At 67.3% G+C, this 19047-nt stretch carries 18 protein-coding genes; 12 read left to right on the top strand and 6 right to left on the bottom strand.

Going from position 1 to position 19047, the window contains the following annotated elements; genetic code table 11:
* Positions 1 to 178 precede the first annotated feature (178 nt).
* The 3 genes from ACVJ6E_RS04975 to ACVJ6E_RS04985 all read left to right on the top strand — a co-directional run bounded on the left by ACVJ6E_RS04975 (position 179) and on the right by ACVJ6E_RS04985 (position 3439).
* On the top strand, positions 179 to 1051 hold the full coding sequence (locus ACVJ6E_RS04975; RefSeq protein ID WP_120268644.1) for a TIGR01459 family HAD-type hydrolase: 873 nt from the start codon (positions 179 to 181) through the stop codon (positions 1049 to 1051).
* Positions 1052 to 1218: 167 nt separating this feature from the next.
* Positions 1219 to 2319 carry a hypothetical protein gene (locus ACVJ6E_RS04980; RefSeq protein WP_120268643.1) on the top strand — a complete coding sequence of 367 codons (1101 nt, stop codon included), beginning with the start codon at positions 1219 to 1221 and terminating at the stop codon, positions 2317 to 2319.
* Positions 2303 to 3439 (top strand): peptidoglycan-binding domain-containing protein, encoded by a 1137-nt coding sequence (locus ACVJ6E_RS04985; RefSeq protein ID WP_120268642.1) that lies wholly within the window; start codon positions 2303 to 2305, stop codon positions 3437 to 3439. The genes ACVJ6E_RS04980 and ACVJ6E_RS04985 overlap by 17 nt, the downstream gene beginning before the upstream one ends.
* A gap of 209 nt (positions 3440 to 3648) precedes the next feature.
* Here the strand turns inward: ACVJ6E_RS04985 and ACVJ6E_RS04990 are convergent, their stop codons facing one another.
* Positions 3649 to 4323 carry a protein phosphatase CheZ gene (locus ACVJ6E_RS04990; protein ID WP_208996687.1) on the bottom strand — a complete coding sequence of 225 codons (675 nt, stop codon included), beginning with the start codon at positions 4321 to 4323 and terminating at the stop codon, positions 3649 to 3651.
* Between the two features lie 138 nt (positions 4324 to 4461).
* Positions 4462 to 4845, bottom strand: a complete 384-nt coding sequence (locus ACVJ6E_RS04995; RefSeq protein ID WP_067220588.1) for a response regulator — start codon at positions 4843 to 4845, stop codon at positions 4462 to 4464.
* A 241-nt stretch (positions 4846 to 5086) separates the two neighbouring features.
* On the opposite strand from ACVJ6E_RS04995, the gene ACVJ6E_RS05000 reads away from it, so the two are divergent.
* The 7 genes from ACVJ6E_RS05000 to ACVJ6E_RS05030 all read left to right on the top strand — a co-directional run bounded on the left by ACVJ6E_RS05000 (position 5087) and on the right by ACVJ6E_RS05030 (position 12228).
* Complete coding sequence (locus ACVJ6E_RS05000; protein ID WP_120268640.1) at positions 5087 to 5542, top strand: MaoC family dehydratase; 456 nt, start codon at positions 5087 to 5089, stop codon at positions 5540 to 5542.
* A 170-nt stretch (positions 5543 to 5712) separates the two neighbouring features.
* On the top strand, positions 5713 to 6714 hold the full coding sequence (locus ACVJ6E_RS05005; RefSeq protein ID WP_120269235.1) for a bifunctional riboflavin kinase/FAD synthetase: 1002 nt from the start codon (positions 5713 to 5715) through the stop codon (positions 6712 to 6714).
* Positions 6711 to 7664 carry a DMT family transporter gene (locus ACVJ6E_RS05010; RefSeq protein ID WP_199681151.1) on the top strand — a complete coding sequence of 318 codons (954 nt, stop codon included), beginning with the start codon at positions 6711 to 6713 and terminating at the stop codon, positions 7662 to 7664. The genes ACVJ6E_RS05005 and ACVJ6E_RS05010 overlap by 4 nt, the downstream gene beginning before the upstream one ends.
* Before the next feature lie 16 nt (positions 7665 to 7680).
* Complete coding sequence (lspA, locus tag ACVJ6E_RS05015; RefSeq protein WP_120268639.1) at positions 7681 to 8196, top strand: signal peptidase II; 516 nt, start codon at positions 7681 to 7683, stop codon at positions 8194 to 8196.
* Positions 8197 to 8383: 187 nt separating this feature from the next.
* Entirely contained in the window at positions 8384 to 9103 is a 720-nt protein-coding gene (locus tag ACVJ6E_RS05020; RefSeq protein WP_120268638.1) for a hypothetical protein, read from the top strand.
* 225 nt (positions 9104 to 9328) lie between these two features.
* Complete coding sequence (locus tag ACVJ6E_RS05025) at positions 9329 to 10852, top strand: M16 family metallopeptidase (RefSeq protein ID WP_491676399.1); 1524 nt, start codon at positions 9329 to 9331, stop codon at positions 10850 to 10852.
* Positions 10849 to 12228 carry a M16 family metallopeptidase gene (locus ACVJ6E_RS05030; protein WP_245164968.1) on the top strand — a complete coding sequence of 460 codons (1380 nt, stop codon included), beginning with the start codon at positions 10849 to 10851 and terminating at the stop codon, positions 12226 to 12228. The genes ACVJ6E_RS05025 and ACVJ6E_RS05030 overlap by 4 nt, the downstream gene beginning before the upstream one ends.
* 108 nt (positions 12229 to 12336) lie before the next feature.
* Here ACVJ6E_RS05030 and ACVJ6E_RS05035 read toward each other — a convergent pair whose 3' ends face one another.
* Positions 12337 to 13824: an EAL domain-containing protein gene (locus tag ACVJ6E_RS05035; RefSeq protein WP_120268636.1), complete on the bottom strand. Its 1488-nt coding sequence runs from the start codon at positions 13822 to 13824 to the stop codon at positions 12337 to 12339.
* A 243-nt stretch (positions 13825 to 14067) separates the two neighbouring features.
* On the opposite strand from ACVJ6E_RS05035, the gene ACVJ6E_RS05040 reads away from it, so the two are divergent.
* Complete coding sequence (locus tag ACVJ6E_RS05040) at positions 14068 to 14265, top strand: heavy-metal-associated domain-containing protein (RefSeq protein ID WP_120268635.1); 198 nt, start codon at positions 14068 to 14070, stop codon at positions 14263 to 14265.
* 8 nt (positions 14266 to 14273) lie between these two features.
* Here the strand turns inward: ACVJ6E_RS05040 and ACVJ6E_RS05045 are convergent, their stop codons facing one another.
* Genes ACVJ6E_RS05045 through ACVJ6E_RS05055 form a run of 3 tightly spaced genes read right to left on the bottom strand, consistent with a single transcriptional unit; the run spans position 14274 to position 17267 of the window.
* Positions 14274 to 15008 carry an ABC transporter ATP-binding protein gene (locus ACVJ6E_RS05045; protein ID WP_120268634.1) on the bottom strand — a complete coding sequence of 245 codons (735 nt, stop codon included), beginning with the start codon at positions 15006 to 15008 and terminating at the stop codon, positions 14274 to 14276.
* Positions 15005 to 16243, bottom strand: a complete 1239-nt coding sequence (locus ACVJ6E_RS05050) for an ABC transporter permease (RefSeq protein WP_120268633.1) — start codon at positions 16241 to 16243, stop codon at positions 15005 to 15007. Before ACVJ6E_RS05050 ends, ACVJ6E_RS05045 begins: the two co-directional genes overlap by 4 nt.
* 4 nt (positions 16244 to 16247) lie before the next feature.
* On the bottom strand, positions 16248 to 17267 hold the full coding sequence (locus ACVJ6E_RS05055) for an efflux RND transporter periplasmic adaptor subunit (RefSeq protein ID WP_120268632.1): 1020 nt from the start codon (positions 17265 to 17267) through the stop codon (positions 16248 to 16250).
* Positions 17268 to 17569: 302 nt separating this feature from the next.
* Here ACVJ6E_RS05055 and ACVJ6E_RS05060 point away from each other — a divergent pair, with 302 nt between their 5' ends.
* Positions 17570 to 19033 (top strand): sigma-54-dependent transcriptional regulator, encoded by a 1464-nt coding sequence (locus ACVJ6E_RS05060; protein WP_199681149.1) that lies wholly within the window; start codon positions 17570 to 17572, stop codon positions 19031 to 19033.
* The last annotated feature ends 14 nt before the right edge of the window (positions 19034 to 19047 follow it).

Raw genomic sequence — 19047 nt, forward strand, 5'->3', positions numbered from 1 at the left:
GAACAATCTCTTAAGCGCAAACGTTTGACGCTGCGGCAACACGCAAGGCAGAGCGACTTTTCTAACGCAGGGCGGGCCGGCCGCGCTGGCGTCTTGTCCTTTTTGCCGGGGATCGCCTATGGTCCGCCGGCACGCCGCCCTGCGCCGCGCCCGTTCCGCCTGCCGAAAAGAGACACTGATGACCCAGCCCGCACCGCTTCTCGTTCCCGGTCTTTCCGCCCTGGCGCCGTCCTACCGTGCCGTCCTGTGCGATGTTTGGGGCGTGCTGCACAACGGTGTCGCGGCGTTTCCCGAGGCCTGCGAGGCGCTGGCGCGCTTCCGCCGGGATGCCGGCGGGATCGCCGTGCTGATCACGAATGCGCCGCGCCCGACAAGCTCCGTTCTGAAGCAGCTCGAAGGGCTCGGTGTGCCGCTCGACGTGTTCGACGATGTGGTGACCTCGGGCGACGTGACGCGCGGCCTGCTGGCCGCCACCCGCGAGCAGCCGGCGTTCCATATCGGCCCGGCCCGCGACCTTACCCTGTTCGAGGGGCTCGACATCCGCCTCGTCGGCGAGGACGAGGCCGAGCAGGTGGTGTGCACCGGCTTCCACGACGACGAGAACGAGACGCCGGAAGACTATCGTCCCCTGCTGGAGCGCCTGGCGGCGCGGGGCCTGCCGTTCCTGTGCGCCAACCCAGATATCGTGGTGGAGCGCGGCAACCGGCTGGTCTGGTGCGCGGGCGCCATCGCCCGCCTCTACGAGGATATCGGCGGTACGGTGACCATTCTCGGCAAGCCGCACGCGCCGATCTACGAGGAGGCCATGGCGCGCGTGGCGAAGATCGCCGGGGAACAGGTGGCCCGCGAGCAGATCCTCGCCATCGGCGACGGGCTGCCGACCGACATCCGCGGCGCCGTCGCCAACGAGATCGACGTGCTGTTCATCACCGGCGGCATTCATGGCGCCGACTTCGGCCCGGTCGAGGCCCCCGACGAGGGGCTGGTCCGCCGGCGGCTGGCCGAGGAAGGGCTGACTGCGCGCGCGGCGGTGCCGCACCTGCGCTGGTAGCCCTACCCGCGCCCTTCCTCTGCTGCGCCCTTTCCGGATCGCGAAAAACCGCCATTTCCGGCACATCTTCTGTTTGCATGCCGCAACCGGCGGGATATGCTGACGGTGGGGAAGGGTTTTACCGGCCCCCTACAGAATTTTGCCGAGACGCGAGGCTGGGGGGCTTCATGCGGTTTCTTGCAGACTTTCTGCCATTCATCAAACGTGCAGCGACCCGGTCGATGGTGCTGGTCGCCGCCGGCGGCTTCGGCCTTTCCGGCCCGGCTGCCGCGCAGGACGGCACGACGCCGCTGCAGACCTTCCAGACCTATGTCATCAACAACGACCTGACCAACGCGCAGTTCTTCCTGCAGAACGGGCTGGTCACCGCCGCGGAGATCGACACGGGCGCCCTGTTCCTCAAGGCGCTCTTTGCCAACAACTCCCGCGCCTCGAGCACGCGCCCGCTCGACTTCTCCAATGTCGAACAGGTGGCGCGCCTGCACGACTATCTCTCGGCCCTGGCACCGGTCGACATGAACGGGCGCGAGCGGTGCTGGAATAACAACACGCGCATCACCGAGCGCTGGTGCGGTCTGGCGACAACGATGCTGGCGCAGGGCGTGTCGCCGCAGGTCATCTCCTTCTACCTGCAGCGCGGCCTCGACCTTGCCGCACGGCCCGAGGAGGTCGCCTCCCCGGCACTGGCGCTGATCGCCAATCTCGGCAGCCGCTATTCGATGGAGGACCTCAACTGGTTCTCCCAGAACGGGCTGCAGCTCGGCTCCGAGACATTCCCGCTGTCTCATTTCACCAGGCTTCAGGCGTATTACGAACTCAACCTCGACGACGCCTACAAGATCCCCGAAGCGCGGCTCGACAGCCAGCCCTTCAACTTTCTCGACGCGCTGTCGATGACCCTGACCAGCCGGCGGCAGAACGGTCACGAACGCAGCGCCAACCAGGATTTCCTGTGCCGCTACATCATGTTCGTCGCGGGCCAGATGCCTCCGACCTTCGACCATTTTTCCTTCCTGCTGCGCAATGTTCGGGAGTTTCGTGGCGCCAATATCGGCAGCACCGAAAAGGCCAGCAGCCGCCGCTTCGGCACGTTTTACTATGAAGTCTTTCCGCAAAGCTGTGTTTCGATGATCGGGGCGATGGCTCTCAGCAGTTCCGAACTCGACCGCATGATCAGCCTGTTCGCAGCCGAGCAGGACATGTCGACCGCCCAATGGCTCGTCAATCTCAAGCAAGGAGCCCTGCAGAGCAATGTTCAGAAAAACTAGTCTCCTCGTCGCCGCGGCCAGCCTCGCCCTCATTCCCGTCGCAACGCCCGAGCCGGCCCATGCGGGCGGAGAAGGCGTTGCCGCCGGCATCATCGGATTTGCCGCCGGCGCCATCATCGGCAGCCAGATGAACCGCCCGCGCGAACGGCGCGTCTACCGCACGGCGCCGAAGCGCCCGCGCCGAAGCGCGGCCGAGCGCGAATACTGGATGAACGTGCAGGCCTCGCTCAACAGCCTGGGCTTCGATGCCGGGCCGGTGGACGGCGCGCCGGGCCGCAAGACGCGCTCCGCGGTGACCCAGTTCCAGATGAGCATCAATGCGGTGCCGAACGGCAAGCTGACATCCGAGCAGGCCAGCGTGCTGTTCGCGCGCGTCAATCCCGGCAACAGCATGGCGACGGCCCCGGCCCAGCCCGCCCCCTACATGCAGCCGGGCACGATGCCGGCCTACCAGCAGCAGCCGGCCTATCAGCAGCAGCAGCCGCAGCCAGCCTACGGCATGCCGGTCGGCGGCTACCCCGCGCAGCAGGGCTTCCCGCCCATGCAGCAGCCCGTCCCGCAGGGGGGACAGCAACAGCAGGCTGCCTTCCCGGCTCCGCAACAGGGCGGTTTCCCGCAGCAGGGCCAGCAGGCTGCCTTCCCGGCCCCGCAGCAAGGCGGTTTTCCGCAGCAGGGCCAGCAGGCGGCCTTCCCCGCGCCGACACAGCAGCCCGGAACAACGGCCGCCGCGACCGGTTCGGCGACGTTCCCGCTGGTGAACGGTGCGGTCTCGGGAGCCGGCACCCAGCCGGCTGGCGGTTTCCCGCCCCTCGCTGCTCCCGGCGGCCAGGGCGCGGTCCCGGCAACAGCCCCGGCCCAAGTGCAACAGCCGGAGCCGGCGGCAGTACCCACCCAGCAGGCAGCGATGCCGGCGACGGCGCCCGCCCAGCAGGCAGCCCCGTCTGCTCCCTCGCAGGCCCAGCCGATCATCCAGACGGACGCAAGCGGCAACCAGTTCGTCGAGATCAATGGCCAGCGCTTCTACATGAACGCGGCTCCGGCAGCGCCCGCAGCTCCCACCGCCACGTCGCCGGCAGCTGTGGTCGTAACAGCCGAGACCGGCACGCAGCCGCAGCAGTAACCGGCGGCACGGAAAGCCGTCCGGCATGAAAAGCAGAGTTGCGTGAAAAGGCGGACATGAAAAAAGGCCGGATCAACCGATCCGGCCTTTCTTTCAGTTTCTGGCCACTCGCGGGGGGCGCCGGCCAGGCTGGCTCGCGTCTCTTGGTGGACGCGCGGAACGGGTATTCCCCTCCCGTTTTGCCGTGTCTCTTCTCGCCCTGTCCGACCTCAGCCGAACAGGCGGTCGATCTCGTCCTGCGCATCCGACAGCATGCTGTCGACATCGGCCTGCGACACGCCCTCGCCCGCATGCTGGGGGCCGTGCAGGATCAGGTCGCGGCGGCGGCGCTCTTCCTCGGTCTCTTCCTGCGGCGCGTCATCGCTCTCGGCAATGCGCAAGCGCTCGACGAAGGCCGAAACGCGGCTGTCGATGGCATTCAACGCGTTGACGACCTTGGAGATGCGCTGACCGGTGATGTCCTGGAAGGCGCAGGCCTCGAAAATCTCGATCATCTTGTCGTTGACCAGCGCCTGGTAGGCGTCGGGTTCCATGTCGCCGGCGGCCATGATGGTCTCGGCCGCCTCCATGATCGTGTGGGTGGCGGACTCGGTCGATTCGACGATGGCATCCAACTCCCGGCCTGCTTCCGGGATCTGGTTGTTCTTCATGTCGTTCGGGCGCAGGTTGACGATCTCGACTTTCAGCCGGGAGATCTCGTCCGCGATCGACGTCAGCTCCGCCGTGATCGTCGGCTGCACGGAGTGGAGAAACTCGCGCATCGAGCCGGTCATGACCTCGGCAAGGTCGATCACATCGTTCAGCGTCACATCGCCCTGACGGTCTCGGTTCTGCTCCAGGAACGCGATGAGCTGCGCGAGATCCTTCTTTTCCATAGCGCCCATGGATTCTTTTCCTTTTGGCGCGGCCTTGTCCGGCCGCGCATCATCCATCCGCGCCCGGCACATGGACGCAGCTCTCCTGCCCTCAGGCGGCTGTGCCGCCGTCTCCCTGCAGAGTCTTGCTTTCCGGAACCGTCCGGATCAGTCGGAGAAGACCGCCTCGATCTTGCCCTTCAGCGTCTGTGCGTTGAACGGCTTGACGATGTAGTTGTTCACGCCGGCCTTCTTGGCCGCGATGACGTTCTCGGTCTTGGATTCGGCCGTGACCATGATGAACGGCGTCTTGCAGAGGCCGGCATCGGCGCGGACCTGCTTCAGCAGCTCGTAGCCGGTCATCGGCTCCATGTTCCAGTCGGAGATCACCAGTCCGTAACGACGCTGCTTCATCTTCTCCAGCGCTTCGGTGCCGTCGGCGGCGTCATCGATATCTTCGAAGCCGAGCTGCTTGAGCAGGTTGCGGATGATGCGGATCATGGTCTTGTAGTCGTCCACCACGAGGACCGGCATCTGAACATCCAGGGCCATTGTCTACTCCATACTGTCAATCTGCCCGACCCGCTTGAGCGGGCGTCTGATGCTTCTTCAAGTGTCCAGGAGGAAGACACTTGGCTGTGTCCCCGCCTCCCCACGCCTTGCCACACTACCCGGCTCCCCTGAAAACTCCGTTAATGCGGCCTGCCATATCTGACACGAAAGCTTAATTGCCGCGCCCGCCGCGAGCGTCTAGCGTCCCCTCCTGCCGAGGGAGCAAGGACGGAGGAGACCGATGCTGGCGTTGCAGACGCTCTATTACGAAGATCTCGCACCGGGACTCAGCGAGACCCTGACGAAGACTGTCAGTTCTTCCGATGTCATTGGCTTCGCGGAGGTTTCCGGCGACCGAAATCCGATCCACCTGTCGGAGCATTTCGCCGCGCGCACGCCGTTCCGCACCCGCATCGCCCATGGCCTGTACACCGCCAGCCTGATCTCCGCGGTGCTGGGAACACGGCTGCCCGGGCCGGGGGCGATCTACCTGTCTCAGACGCTGAATTTCCGCGCTCCGGTGCGAATCGGCGACGAGGTGACCGTGACGGTCACCGTCAGCGAGCTGATGGAGAAGGGCAACCGGGCCCGGCTCGACTGCCGCTGCGCCGTCGGCGACACGGTGGTCCTGGAGGGCGAGGCGGTGGTCAAGGTGCCGAGCCGGGCCGAGCAGGAGGCGGGCGACCCGCGCGGCTGAACCGGCGCGCCGACCACCGTGCCGGGACCTTGCGGAACGCTCGCGGCGCTTGACCTTTTTCGGGCGAATGGGCAGGGTCCGCCGGCAGTTTCGTGCCGCCTTGAGGGCGGCGCGCCCGTTCAGCCTCAGGCCGCGCGCCATCCAGCGTGTCCGGCAAGCCCTCGACGCCGATGACAGATCTCGTTTCCGAAGCCTTTCCCGTCGTCAGCGATCTGGCGGACTTTCCGGCCGCCCTTGCCGACGGCGTGGTGGCGATCGGCAATTTCGACGGCGTGCATCGCGGTCACCAGGCCGTGCTCGGCGAGGCGCTGGAGATTGCCCGCGCCCAGTCGGTGCCGGCCTTCGCGCTGACGTTCGAGCCGCATCCGCGCACCGTGTTCAATCCCGACAAGCCGGTCTTTCGCCTGACGCCGGAGCCGATGAAGGCGCGCGTGATGGCAGCGACCGGGCTCGACGGCATGGTGAGCCTGCCCTTCACCCGCGCCTTTGCCGGACTGGAGGCGGAAGCCTTCGTCCACGAGATCCTGCGGGACAAGCTGCATATCCGCCACGCGGTGACCGGATACGACTTCCATTTCGGCCGGGGTCGGCGTGGCACGCCGGACTTCCTGCGTGCCGCCGGCCGCTCCGACGGTTTCGGCGTCACCATCGTCACGGCGGCAACGGACGAAGCGGGCGAGGCCGTCTCCTCCAGCCGGGTGCGCGCAGCTCTTTCCGCCGGCGACATTGTGCTGGCCAATGCGCTGCTCGGCTATCGCTGGTCGGTTGAGGCGGAGGTGCGCCACGGCGAGAAGCGCGGCCGCGACCTCGGCTACCCGACCGCCAACCTGGCGCTGCCGGCCGAGACCGAGCTGGCCCACGGCATCTATGCGGTGCGGGCCCGCGCCAATGGCGGGGAATGGATCGACGGCGTCGCCAGCTTCGGCCGGCGGCCGACCTTCGACAATGGCGCGCCGCTGCTTGAGGTCTTCCTCTTCGATTTTTCCGGCGATCTTTACGGGCAAAAGCTCCAGGTCATGCTGGCCGCCCGGCTGCGCGCTGAAGAGCGGTTCGACAGCATCGAGGCGCTGATCGCACAGATGGACCAGGACAGCGCCGAGGCGCGCTCTGTGCTGGCGAGCCTTGCCCCGCTCGGCGCCATCGACCTTGCCGTGAACGGCCCGCCCAGATGAGCGACAGCGCGGGCAGCGTGCCTGCCGCCGAGGTCATGCGCGGCATCGCCCTGATGAGCGTTGCCATGCTGCTCGTGCCGATGATGGACGTCACGGCCAAATACCTGACGACGACCCAGCCGCCGCTGCAGATCGCGCTGGCCCGTTTCGGCTTCCAGATGGTGTTTGCGCTGCTGACCGCGGCCATCGGCCCTGGCCTGTCGGTGCTGCGCGCGCCGCGTCTGTGGCCGCACCTTTTGCGCGGCTTCTTCCTGTCGGGGGCCACGGTCTGCTTCTTCACCGCCGTGGCGACAATGCCGGTGACCGACGCCATCGCGATCTTCTTCGTCGAGCCGATGATCCTCACCGTCCTGTCGGCACTGGTGCTCAAGGAACAGGTCGGCCCGCGCCGCTGGGCCGCCGTGCTGGTCGGCCTTGCCGGTGTCGCCATCATCATGCGCCCGGGTTTTGCAACCTTCGGTCTGACCGCGTTGCTGCCCCTGTGTGCTGCCCTTCTCTTCGCGCTCTACCTGCTGATCACCCGCAAGCTGTCGGGCGAAGGCGGCATGCTGTGCGTGCAGTTCACCGCAGGCCTTGGCGGCGTGATGCTGCTCGGCGTGCTGTTCGTTTCCGCCAATATCGCCGGTTACGAGCCGGCCGCGGCGGTGATGCCCGACCTGCCCGGCTGGGGGCTTCTGGCACTCGTCGGCGCGCTGTCCTTCTTCGCGCACGGGCTGATCGTGAAGGCCTTCGCGGCCGCGCCCGCCTCCGTGCTGGCACCGTTCAATTATCTTGAGATCGTCAGCGCGACCGTGTTCGGCTATCTGGTCTTCGGGGATTTTCCCGATGGACCGACCTGGATCGGCATTGCCCTGATCGTCGGCAGCGGCATCTATATCGCCCATCGCGAGAACCGCCGCAGCCAGGAGGAACTGGCCGCCCTCATCAACCGTACCGGCCCGCCCGACTGAGCGAGACGAGAACCAGATGATCAAACGCCGCCTGTGGGGGCCCTCCAGCGCCCTGATCCTGACCGTTGCCGCGCTCGGCATGGCGATCGACCAAGGTTTCAAGCTGTGGATGCTCTTCGGCTTCGACATTGCCGCGCGCGGCCGTGTCGCCCTCACCCCGTTCTTCGATCTGGTGATGGTGTGGAACTACGGCATTTCCTACGGCCTGCTGCAGCAGGAGGAAGGCCTCGGCCGCTGGCTGCTGGTCGGATTGACCGTTGTGATCACCGTCCTGTTCTGGATCTGGGGCGCCCAGGCGACGCGCTGGCTGCAGGCCGCGGGCTTTGCGCTGGTCATCGCCGGGGCGCTCGGAAACGGCATCGACCGGATCGCCTATGGCGCGGTTGCCGATTTCTTCCATTTCCATGTCGGCGACTTCTCCTGGTACGTCTTCAACCTCGCCGATGTCTGGATCGTTGCCGGGGTGGCGGCTCTGCTGTATGACAGTTTCGCTGGCGGCCCTAATGATGCCGCAAAAACCTCGTCTGAGTAGCCGCAGCATCTGATGCGCCGGCTTGCCCGGACCCAAGCCGACGCAGGTTGTCCCAAGGACGACCGCACCGGCAAGACCGCCCGACCCGGCCAGTCCCACCCGGACAGTCCGGGTCCGAACTGCCGGAGAGGCGTTTTCGCCCCCGGGCCGCGGGTTTTCCGCGCAAGAGCCTTGAAGGATAGCTGACGTGTCGCGTCGACCCTGGACCGCAACCACCCTTCGTCATGCCGGCCGGCGCGGCCGCGCCCTGCTGCTCGCCAGCGCCGCTGCGCTCGTGCTCGCCGGTTGCCAGCACGGCGCCGACGGGTTCAACGACGGCTCGAGCAACGACGAGGCGCCGGACGTCGCGATGGTCCGCAAGCTCATGGAAGGCCTCGGCGCCGTCGATGCGCGCTCCGAACAGAAGATCGAATACGCTCCCCGCGCGCCGCTGGCCATGCCGACCAAGATGACCGAGCTGCCGCAGCCGGAGGAGAAGAAGGAGGTCGCCAACTGGCCCGAGCAGGGCGAGACCGATCTCCAGCGCATCCAGCAGGCCTATCGCGAGACCCGCGACATCGACGAGCGCGGCCGCAGCGACATCTACCAGTCGCGCGGCATCAAGGAGCTCGCCACCGGCAGCCAGAACCGCAATATCCAGCAGGAAATCCAGCTGGAGAACCGGCTCGAGGACGCGCGCATGAAGCCGAACGAGCTGCACCAGCGCGTCGGCGTCGCCCGCAAGGAGACAGCCGTTCTCGACGAGAACGGAAATCCGGTGCGCCGCTACCTGATCGAGCCGCCGGTCGCCTACTCGACCCCGGCCGCAGGCGCGCCGCTGCCGGAAGTTGGCAAGGTCGACGACCAGCCGAAAGTCACCGACATGGAGCGCCTGATGAGCGGCCAGTCGGCGCGTACCCTGCGCTGATCAGTCGGTCGCGACGGCGACACGTTTTTCCAAGGCCGGAGCCCCGCTCCGGCCTTTTTGTTTTTGCTGCGCGCGCGTCGCGGCGCGGCCTTGTTGTCGCCGCACGCACATGCGCTATCTCACGCGCCATCACCTGCAGCGGACCTTACGAAAAGTTCACGGGTCCTTTGCGGTCAGCCTGCCTATAAGTCATCGGCAGGGACAAACATTTCCGGAGATCGAACCTTGTCGCCTCTCTCAGGACAAACCCGCCAGATCCTGCAAGACACCCCGCTGGCCCGCCGCCTGCTGCGCGGCGTCTCGCTGTGCGCGGGTACGCTTGCCATCGCCGCCGTCCTCGCTGTCAGCCCGCCTGCCGGTGGCAGCGCCCGGGCCGAGGCCACGCAGGCCGCCGATGCCGCCGCCTTCGCCGACATCCGGATCGGCGGCGACATGAGCGCCTTCACCCTCGACAACGGGCTGGAAGTCGTGGTCATTCCCGACCGCCGCGCGCCGGTGGTCACCCACATGGTCTGGTACAAGGTTGGCGCAGCCGATGAGCCAGAAGGCATGTCGGGCATCGCCCATTTCCTCGAGCATCTGATGTTCAAGGGAACCAAGGCCTATCCGGGCAACACGTTCTCCCAGCGCATCGCAGCGATCGGCGGACAGGAAAACGCCTTCACCTCGCAGGACTACACCGCCTATTTCCAGCGCGTGGCGCGCGAGCATCTCGGCGAGATGATGGAGATGGAAGCCGACCGCATGCAGAACCTCGTGCTCAGCGACGAGGTGGTTCTGCCGGAGCGCGACGTCGTGCTGGAGGAGCGCCGCCAGCGCGTCGACAGCGATCCCGGCTCGATGCTCAGCGAGACGCTGGACAGCATGCTGTTCGTCAACCATCCCTACGGGACGCCGGTGATCGGCTGGCCGGACGAGATTTCCGCCCTCGACCGCCAGGACGCCATCGCCTTCTACGACCGTTTCTACACGCCGAACAACGCCATCCTGGTCGTTGCCGGCGATGTGACCGCCGACGAAGTGCGCAAGCTGGCCGCGGAGACCTACGGCAAGGTGCCGCGTCGCGCCGAGCCGGGCGCGCGCGAGCGGGCCAAGGCGCAAGTGCTGCCCGGAACGCGCGAGGTCACCTATTCCGACCCGCGCGTGAACCAGCCGAACATGCGCAAGGCCTGGGTCGTGCCCAGCTACAACACCGCCGACGGCAACGAGGCCGCCGCGCTCCAGGTCCTGTCCGAAGTGCTCGGCGGCGGCAGCACCAGCCGCCTTTACCGGGAGCTGGTGATCGACAAGGGCGTCGCCTCCTCGGCGGGCAGCTGGTACAATTCCGGCGCGCTCGACGACAGCACTTTCATGATCTACGCGGTGCCGGCGGACGGCACCGGCCTGCAGGATCTGGGTGCAGCCTCGCTCGACGTGCTGAAGCAGGTGGCACGCGAGGGCATCACCGCCGAGGAGCTGGAACGGGCGAAGAAAAGCCTCCTGTCCTCCGCGCTCTATGCCCAGGACAGCCAGTCGACGCTGGCCCGGATCTTCGGCGCTTCCCTGACCACCGGCGGCACCATCGAGGAAATCCGCAACTGGCCGTCGACCATCTCGTCGGTCACCGCGGACGACGTGAAGGCGGCAGCTGCCGCACACCTCGCCTCCCTGCCCGTGACCGCCTATCTGCGCGGGCCCGAGCAGGCAGTGGCCGCCCCGGCCGATGCCGCACCGCAGGAGCCGGCAGCCGCGCAGGAGGTGCAGCAATGAGCCGCCGCCGCCCCGCCACGTCCGCTTCCTCGCACGGGACCACCTCACCGATGACCCTGCTCACCGCCCTGGGCCGCGGGCTTCTTGCCTTCGCCCTCGTCGTTTCCGCCGTTGCCGCCACCCCGCGCCCACTCGCCGCCATGGAGATCCAGGAGATCACCACGCCCGGCGGGCTGAACGCCTGGCTGGTGGAAGACAACACGGTACCGATCGTCGCCATCAAGTTCGCCTTCGAAGGCGGCGCCTCGCAGGACCCGAAAGGGCAGGAAGGCCTTGCGAACCTGCTCTCGACGACCCTCGACGAGGGTGCCGGCGACCTCGATTCTCAGGCCTTCCAGACCCGCCTGGAGGACCTGTCCGTGCATATCGGCTTCGATGCCGGGCGCGACAATTTCTACGGATCGATGCGCACGCTAACGCCGAATGTCGACGACGCGTTCGAGCTGCTGCGCCTGGCTGTCACCTCGCCGCGCTTCGACGAGGAGCCGGTTGCGCGGATGAAGCGGCAGATCATCGCCGGGCTGCGCAGCGAGGCGAAGGATCCGGATGCCATCGCCGGCCGTCGCTGGACCGAGCTCGCCTATCCCGAGCACACCTACGGACGCCCTTCGCGCGGCACCGAGGAGACGGTCGCGGCCCTCTCGCCGCAGGACCTTAAGCAGCTGCATGGCAATATCTTCGCCCGCAAGGGACTGAAGATCACCGTCGTCGGCGCCATCAACGCCGAGCGTCTGGCCCCGCTCCTCGACAGCGTCTTCGGCACCCTGCCGGAAGCCGGCTCGCTCACATCCGTGTCCGACGTCACCATGGCAACCGGCAAGATGGAGCATGTGGCCCTCGACGTGCCGCAGACCGCCATTCGCATCGGCCTGCCGGGGCTGAAGCGCGACGACCCGGACTTCATTCCCGCCTTCGTGATGAACCACATCCTTGGTGGCGGCGTGTTCTCGTCCTGGCTGTTCGAGGAAGTACGCGAGAAGCGCGGCCTTGCCTATTCCGTCGGCTCCTACCTGGTGCCCTACCAGCACTCGGGCATGTGGATGGCGGTCACCGGTACGCGTTCCGACCGTTCCGACGAGTCCATCGAGGTGATCCGCGCGCAGATGGCGCGCATGGCCGACAAGGGGCCGAGCGACGAGGAACTGGCGAAGGCCAAGGCCTATCTCACCGGCTCCTACGCGCTGCGCTTCGACACGTCGGACAAGATCGCCGACCAGTTGCTGGGCCTGCAGGTCGAGGGCCTCGGCCGCGACTATATCGACAATCGCAACGCCATGATCGAGGCGGTGACGCTGGAGCAGGTGCGCGCCGTCGCCGCACGCCTGCTCAAGGGGGTCGACCCCTTGGTCGTCACCGTGGGACCGGAGAAGAGCTGAGGCCGGTCAGGTCTCCGTCCTCTCCTTCCCGAAGACAAATTGCCAAAAGGCCCCGCCGGATCCCATCCGGCGGGGCCTTTTCGTTGAGACCTCGAAGAGAGAGAAAGCCTATTCGGCGGCGCGGCGAAGGTTGCGCTGCGGCGGGCGCGCTTGCAGCACTTCCGGGCGCACGGGGCGCGGCGGCGAGAACAGGTAGCCCTGGCCGATGCGGGCGTCGTAGTCGAGGACCTCGAGCACCTGCGCCTCGGTCTCGACGTGATCGACGATCAACTCCATCGCATAGCGGCGCAGAAGATCGCCGAGATCGGCCGGATGGATATGGCTGGCCGGCATGTGCTCGTTGCCGATCAGGCGGCTGGCATGCAGCTTCATGTAGCGGAAGCCGCGATCCGACAGGACCTTGAAGTCCATCTTCAGGTCGCGCACGCGGTCCATCGAGAAGCGATAGCCGAGTTCGTGCAGGGCGGCGAGGCTCTCCAGCTCCAGCGCGCCCATCTCATTGACGTCGCTCTGGGTGAACTCGAAGGTCAACAGGCCTGAAAAGCCCTCGTTGGCGCGCAGGAAATCCAGAAAGCCCGGGAAGAAGCGCTCGTCCACCAGCGTCTGGATCGACAGATTGACGAAGAGGCCCGAGCGCCGGTTCCGGCTCGACAGCCGGCGCAGCACCTGGATGGCGCGGAACAGCATCAGGTTGTCGATGGCCGGCATCATGCGCGCACGCGTCGCCTCGGCGATGAAGTCGACCGGTTCGAGATAATTGTTCTGCGCGTCGCGAATGCGGGTCAGGGCCTCGTAGTCGCGGACCTGGCGCTGCGGCAGGGTCACGATGGGCTGCAGGAACAGATCGACCCGGTTGTTGTCGAGCGCGTCCTGGATGACCCGGCGCAGCTCAGGATCAGGCCTTGCGTCCTCCCGTGCCCGGGCCATGGCCGGCGAGCGCGACGCATTGGCGGCCTCCTGGGTGCGGCCGCCGAGCGGCCCGTCGCCGGGCGCCGGACCACGCACAGCCGGAGCGTCGCCGCCATAGGGCTGCTGGCCATAGCCCTGGGGCATCTGGGCCTGGGGAGCATAGCCTGCGCCCTGCTGTGCCGGATGCGGCTGCTGGGGCGCCGAAGGCTGGCTGTAGCCGAGAGCGCGCGGCTCCTCATAGGCAGCGAAGCGCTCTTGCGGCGGGGGCGGCGCGATCTGGCGCGCATCCTGCTCGTCGATGCGGTCTTCCATGCCGGCCATGGCCTCGGCCATCTGCTTGATGAGACTGCCCAGCACCTCCACCTCGGCGAAGAGCGGGTCGATCTCCTCGCGGGTGCGGCGCGGCAGGTTGGTCTCCATGCCGGACAGGCGACCCTCGATATTGCTGACGTCCTCGTCGACCTCAAGCACGCGCTCCTCGAGCGCGGCGACCTTCTCGGCGATGTCGCCGCGGTCGCGCTGGCGGGCGAAGACCAGATGCACGACGATCATGGTGCACAGCAGAGTCAGGCCGAGCGTCATCGCCTCGCCCACGGGGCGGGCGAACTGGAACATCATGATCGCAGCAACAGATGCCGCGATCACCCCCATGCAGAGGAAAATGAAGATGCTTGTCGCGCGTGCCATGCTCGTCCGGCCAAGTCCATGCTTCCGCCGAAGCCGAATCAAACCTACCTCGAATAGCTATTGAATACGACGATTCTTCCGAGTCTCCAGCCCCCAAGCCCCCAATGGAGGCGGGAAAGCGCCGTGACTGCCGCCACTTCCACCGGCAAACCGCCTCTTGACCTTCCCCTTGCTGGAAGCCGCATTCTCTCTACGAATGGCACTCACGCCCGCCATCGGCGGCAACCAGGAAAGAGAACGACCATGATCGAAGTGAAGATCGACGGCATGACCTGCAACGGCTGCGTCTCCTCGGTGAAGAAGGCGCTGACGGCCGCAGACCCTGCGTCCAGTGCCGAGATCGACCTTGCCAGCGGCACCGCGCGCATCGAGACGCAACTGCCCCGCGAGAAGGTCGTGGAGACGATCGAGGCAGCCGGCTACGACGTCGTCGCCGGCTGACATTGCCGCTACGGGTCGGCGAGCATTCCGTCGACCAGATGCAGGCGGCGATCCATGCGCGCCGCCATGTCGAGATCATGGGTCACGGCGATCACCGTCTTGCGGTGATCGTCGACAAGGCCGCGCAGGATCTCGAACACCTGTTCAGACGACCGGCTGTCGAGGCTGCCGGTCGGTTCGTCGGCCAGGATCGCGGGCGGCTCGTTGGCGAGCGCCCGCGCCACCGCCACCCTTTGCCGCTGGCCGCCCGACAGCTGGTCCGGGCGCTTGTCCAGGTGATCGCCGAGACCGAGATCGGCCAGCAGGCCGCGTGCCCGCTCGCGCATCTGGCGCGCGGGAAGCCGGCCAAGCTTGCGCATGGGGATCATCACGTTGTCGGTGACGGTGAATTCCGGCAGCAGAAAGTGGAACTGGAACACGAAGCCCAGCGTCGACAGGCGGATCGCCGCGCGCCGGCGCTCCGAAAGAAGATGCGTCGGCTCGCCCCCGATCAGGACCTCGCCCGTCGTCGGGAAATCGAGCAGCCCCAAGAGGTAGAGAAGCGACGACTTGCCGGACCCCGACGGGCCGGTGATCGCCACGAACTCGCCCTCCCCGATCGTCAGATCGATGTCGCGGACCAGCGTCACCGGCACCGCCCCGGGAAGCACCCGCGTCAACTTGCGCGCCTCGATGAGCGGGGCGCTCGCGGGCACTATAGCGGCGCCCGCCGCCGGGTCGCCCCTTGCCTCCCCCGCGCTCATGATGCCCCCCGGATGATCTCGACCGGATTGAGCTTTGCCGCGCGCCGCGCCGGCAGGTAGCCGGCGATGCCGGCCGAAAGCAGCGCGAACCCGCTTGCGATCAGATAGTGCAGCGGGCTGTAGGTCAGCGGCAGCGAGGTCATCTCGACATTCGTCCGCACCTCGAAGGCGACCGAATCCAGCCCCAGCGTGATCAGATAGCCGAGCACGGAGCCGAGCAGCGAGCCGGCAGCGCCGATCACCAGCCCCTCGATCAGAAAGATGCGGCGGATGTCGCCCTGACCGAAGCCGAGCGACTTCAGGATGGCGATGTCGCGGGCCTTTTCGTGGACGATGGTCGAGACGATCGTGAAGATGCCGAAGCCGGCGACCAGCAGGATGGCCCCGACCACCGTGTACATGATGACGTTGCGCACCACGAGCACCTCCATCAGGCTCTCGTTCGCCTCCTGCCAGGAGGTGGCACGGTAGCCGGTCATGCGCTCGATGCGGGCGGCGACGGCGCGCGCCGCGTTGACGTCGTCCAGCTTTATCGCGATGCGGTTGACGACCTCGGGCCGGGCGAAGAGCACCTGCGCGGTCTTCAGCATCGCATAGGCGGTGGCATCGTCCGCCTGGGTGACGCCGGTGTGGTAGAGGCCGACGATCTTCAGCCGCCGCACCCCGCCGGAAGAGGTGGAGGCGGCAATCGTGTCGCCGAGCCCGGCACCGAGCTTTTCGGCCACCCCGTCGCCCACGACGATGCCGTTGAGATTGGCGGCAAGCTCCTCGAAGGAGCCCCCACGCATGTCCTCGCCGATGGTCGAGACCTTCAGATAGCTGGTCGGCTCTACCCCCGTCAGCGACACCGCGACGTCGCGCCCGCCGTAGCGCAGCACCGCCTGGCCGGCCAGCGTCATCGTCATCCGGCCCGGCAGCCAGCTGTCGAGCATCGCCCGCAGCCGCGCCGGATTGCGCAGCCCGCGGGTGTCGTCGTCGGGCCGCGCGCCGATCACGTTCACCGCGCCATAGAAGCGGGCGGCCGGCGGCGGGGCGGGGTCGCGGGTCTCGTCGCTGACCTCCACATGCGGCATGGCGTCGACGAGCGTGGCGATGAAGTCTTCCTGCGAGCCCTGCATCAGGGCCGCCATGGCGATGGAAAAGCCGACGCCCAGCATCACGCCGAGCACCGAGACGACACTCTGGCGCAGGCGCCCCCTCACATGGGTCAGGGCGATGGAGAGGATGAGCGGCACGGCCTCAATCTCCGCTTGCAGCGGCTGCCGGTGTTGCCGCCATGCCGGCGGCGAGCCCTTCCGCCCAGGGCGAGACGACGCGCTCGCTGGCGTCCAGTCCCTCCAGCACCTGCACGTCCTCGATGCCGCGAATGCCGACGGAGATCCGGCGCTCTGCCAGACGGCCGTCGTCCTCCAGCACCAGCACCCGCTCCCCGTCGAGGGCGGCCAGCGGGATCAGCATGGCGTTCTCGACCTCGCGCACGACGATGTTGACGTCGCTGGTCATGCCGATCATCAGCGGGGTCGCCTGCGGGAAGGCCAGATAGACCCGGTAGGTCTTCAGCACCGGATCGCCCTTGGGCGTGATCCGCTCGACCTCCGCCTCGAAACTGCTGTCGGGAAACGCATCGGCGCGCACCACCGCCTTCTGGCCGCGGCGCACCAGCGGAATGTCCTCCTCGTTGACGTCGGCAACGATCTGCAACGGGCGCTCCTGGCCGACCCAGAAGAGAACCGCTCCCGGTTCTGCGACCTCGCCGACCTCGCCGTCGCGGCGCAGCACCTGGCCGTCCATGGGCGCGCGCAGCTCATAGTCGCCGAGCCTTGCGGCCTGCGCGGCAACCAGGGCGACATTGCGGGAATGATCGTTCTCGGCCTTCTCGAAGGCCTGCTGCGAGACAACGCGCCGCTCCAGCAGCCCGGCGGCCCGCTCCAGCTCCTGTTCCGACAGGCGGGCACGGGCCTCCAGCTCGGCAAGCGTCGCGCGGGCGGCGGTGGAATCCAGCCGGCCGATCACCTGCCCCGCCTCCACGGTCTCGCCCTCGCAGCTGCACAACTCGACGATGCGCTCGCGCAGAACGCTGGTGACCTTGGCCCAGCGGACCGGCTCGACAACGCCCGTGGCATAGACCACGTCGGCCGCGCGGCCCGTATGCGGCGTCACCACGGCGACCGGCACGGGCCTGTCGCGCCACCACATAAAGGCGCCCCAGGCGGCCACGCCGGCCGCCAGGACAACAAGCAGGATCACAATACGTTTCATGCGGCTCGCCCTTGCCGGCCTCGTGCGGTCGGCGACCGCTTCGGGGCGACCCTAGCATCCGCACCGGGCACAACCTATCCGCAGAAATTCGTGGGTCAGACAGCCCAAGAACGCCTTTCCGGCTGTGGATACCGGGCGGGTGGGCGCACGAGCTGTTTCACGGGGCCCGATCGGAAACATTTTGTTTACCATGTCCGATCAGAATCTGACGGCAAATCAAATCGATGCCGCCAGTCGGGCGGAAGCAAGAAGGGGGTCGCCAAAGCATGGAGTCCATGCATGGCGCTGCGGGGAAAATTCGGTTGGCCGTTCTCGACGGAGACGGAACGACCCGCGAGCTAGCCGGTTCGATCGCTCAAGCGATGGATCATCCCTGCGCGACGCCGGTCGCCTATCACAGTTTCGAGCCGTTTTACGCCGCGAGCACCCAGGTGCGCCCCGACGTGATGATCGTCGACCTGGAGACCCTCGGCCAGGATGGGCACCTGTCCCGGCTGGCCGCCGCGCAGCCGCAGGCTATGCTGATGGCCATCAGCCCCAGGGAGTCCCTGAGCCGCAGCCTCGCGGCGATGGAGGCGGGCGCCCATGACGTGATCAGCCTGCCGATCGATCCTGTCGCGGTTGCCGAGCGCATCGACCGCTTCCTGATCCAGAACACCCGTTCCCCGCGCGGCGAAAGCCTGCGCCGGCACTCCGCGCAAAATCCCGCCGAGCCCCGCGACCTCACCGCAACGCGCGAGCCCTTCCGCTTCGAGGGCTTTGTCGGCGGTTCGGCCCGCATGCGCGAGGTCTACGACCAGATCCGCCGCATCGCGCCATCCTCGGCACCGGTTTTCATCACCGGCGAATCCGGCAGCGGCAAGGAATTGGCGGCTACCGCGATCCACGCCCGCTCCCCCCGTACCGGGGCCCCCTTCATCGCCATCAACTGCGCCGCCATTCCTGGTGAGTTGATGGAGAGCGAGATCTTCGGCCATGTGCGCGGCGCCTTTACCGGCGCTTCGGAAAGCCGGCCGGGCGCAGCTGAGGCCGCCGACGGCGGCACGCTGTTTCTCGACGAGATCGGCGAGATGGATCTCGCCCTGCAGTCCAAGCTGCTGCGCTTCGTGCAGACCGGCACGGTGCAGCGTATCGGCGACACTCGCCCGCGGCCGGTCGACGTGCGGATCCTGTGCGCCACCAACCGCGATCCGCATGCGGAGATCGCCGCCGGGCGTTTCCGCGAGGATCTGTTCTACCGCCTGCATGTGCTGCCGATCCGTCTGCCGGCCCTGCGCGACCGCCGCGAGGACATCCTGCCGCTGGCCCAGGCCTTTCTGGCCCGCTATGCGCGCGAGGAAGGCCGTGCCTTTTCCGGCGTCGCCCCTTGCGCAGGCGAAAAGCTGCTGACCTATGACTGGCCGGGCAATGTGCGCCAGCTGGAGAACGCGGTCCGCCAGGCCGTGGTCCTGCACGAGGGCGATGCGCTGACGGCGCAGATGCTGCCGGCCTTCCTGCTTGGCGAGGGCGGCCTGTCCCATCGTCACGAGCAGGTGCGCGGTGCCGCCGCTCCCTTCGCCGCCCGTCGCCGCGGCGGCGAGATCGAGCCCCTATGGGCGCAGGAAAAGCGGATCATCGAGGACGCGCTCGACGCGTTCGACGGCAACATCGCCAAGGCGGCGGCGGCGCTGGAAATCAGCCCCTCGACAATCTACCGCAAGCGCCAATCCTGGAGCGACCGGATCGAGGGCGGCGACACCGCCCTGTTCACCGGTTTTGCCGGATAATCTTGTTGTTTTCC

Source organism: Stappia sp. G46H5W, from assembly GCF_058448995.1.

Bases quoted from the DNA above. Each gene is read 5' to 3' on its own strand.
- ACVJ6E_RS04995 (WP_067220588.1), bottom strand. From the start codon at position 4,845: ATGGCCCTGGATGTTCAGATGCCGGTCCTCGTGGTGGACGACTACAAG.
- ACVJ6E_RS04980 (WP_120268643.1), top strand. From the start codon at position 1,219: ATGCGGTTTCTTGCAGACTTTCTGCCATTCATCAAACGTGCAGCGACC.
- ACVJ6E_RS05035 (WP_120268636.1), bottom strand. From the start codon at position 13,824: ATGGCACGCGCGACAAGCATCTTCATTTTCCTCTGCATGGGGGTGATC.
- ACVJ6E_RS05010 (WP_199681151.1), top strand. From the start codon at position 6,711: ATGAGCGACAGCGCGGGCAGCGTGCCTGCCGCCGAGGTCATGCGCGGC.
- ACVJ6E_RS04985 (WP_120268642.1), top strand. From the start codon at position 2,303: ATGTTCAGAAAAACTAGTCTCCTCGTCGCCGCGGCCAGCCTCGCCCTC.
- ACVJ6E_RS05005 (WP_120269235.1), top strand. From the start codon at position 5,713: ATGACAGATCTCGTTTCCGAAGCCTTTCCCGTCGTCAGCGATCTGGCG.
- ACVJ6E_RS05045 (WP_120268634.1), bottom strand. From the start codon at position 15,008: ATGAGCGCGGGGGAGGCAAGGGGCGACCCGGCGGCGGGCGCCGCTATA.
- ACVJ6E_RS04975 (WP_120268644.1), top strand. From the start codon at position 179: ATGACCCAGCCCGCACCGCTTCTCGTTCCCGGTCTTTCCGCCCTGGCG.
- ACVJ6E_RS05000 (WP_120268640.1), top strand. From the start codon at position 5,087: ATGCTGGCGTTGCAGACGCTCTATTACGAAGATCTCGCACCGGGACTC.
- ACVJ6E_RS05055 (WP_120268632.1), bottom strand. From the start codon at position 17,267: ATGAAACGTATTGTGATCCTGCTTGTTGTCCTGGCGGCCGGCGTGGCC.
- ACVJ6E_RS04990 (WP_208996687.1), bottom strand. From the start codon at position 4,323: ATGGGCGCTATGGAAAAGAAGGATCTCGCGCAGCTCATCGCGTTCCTG.
- lspA (WP_120268639.1), top strand. From the start codon at position 7,681: ATGATCAAACGCCGCCTGTGGGGGCCCTCCAGCGCCCTGATCCTGACC.
- ACVJ6E_RS05030 (WP_245164968.1), top strand. From the start codon at position 10,849: ATGAGCCGCCGCCGCCCCGCCACGTCCGCTTCCTCGCACGGGACCACC.
- ACVJ6E_RS05040 (WP_120268635.1), top strand. From the start codon at position 14,068: ATGATCGAAGTGAAGATCGACGGCATGACCTGCAACGGCTGCGTCTCC.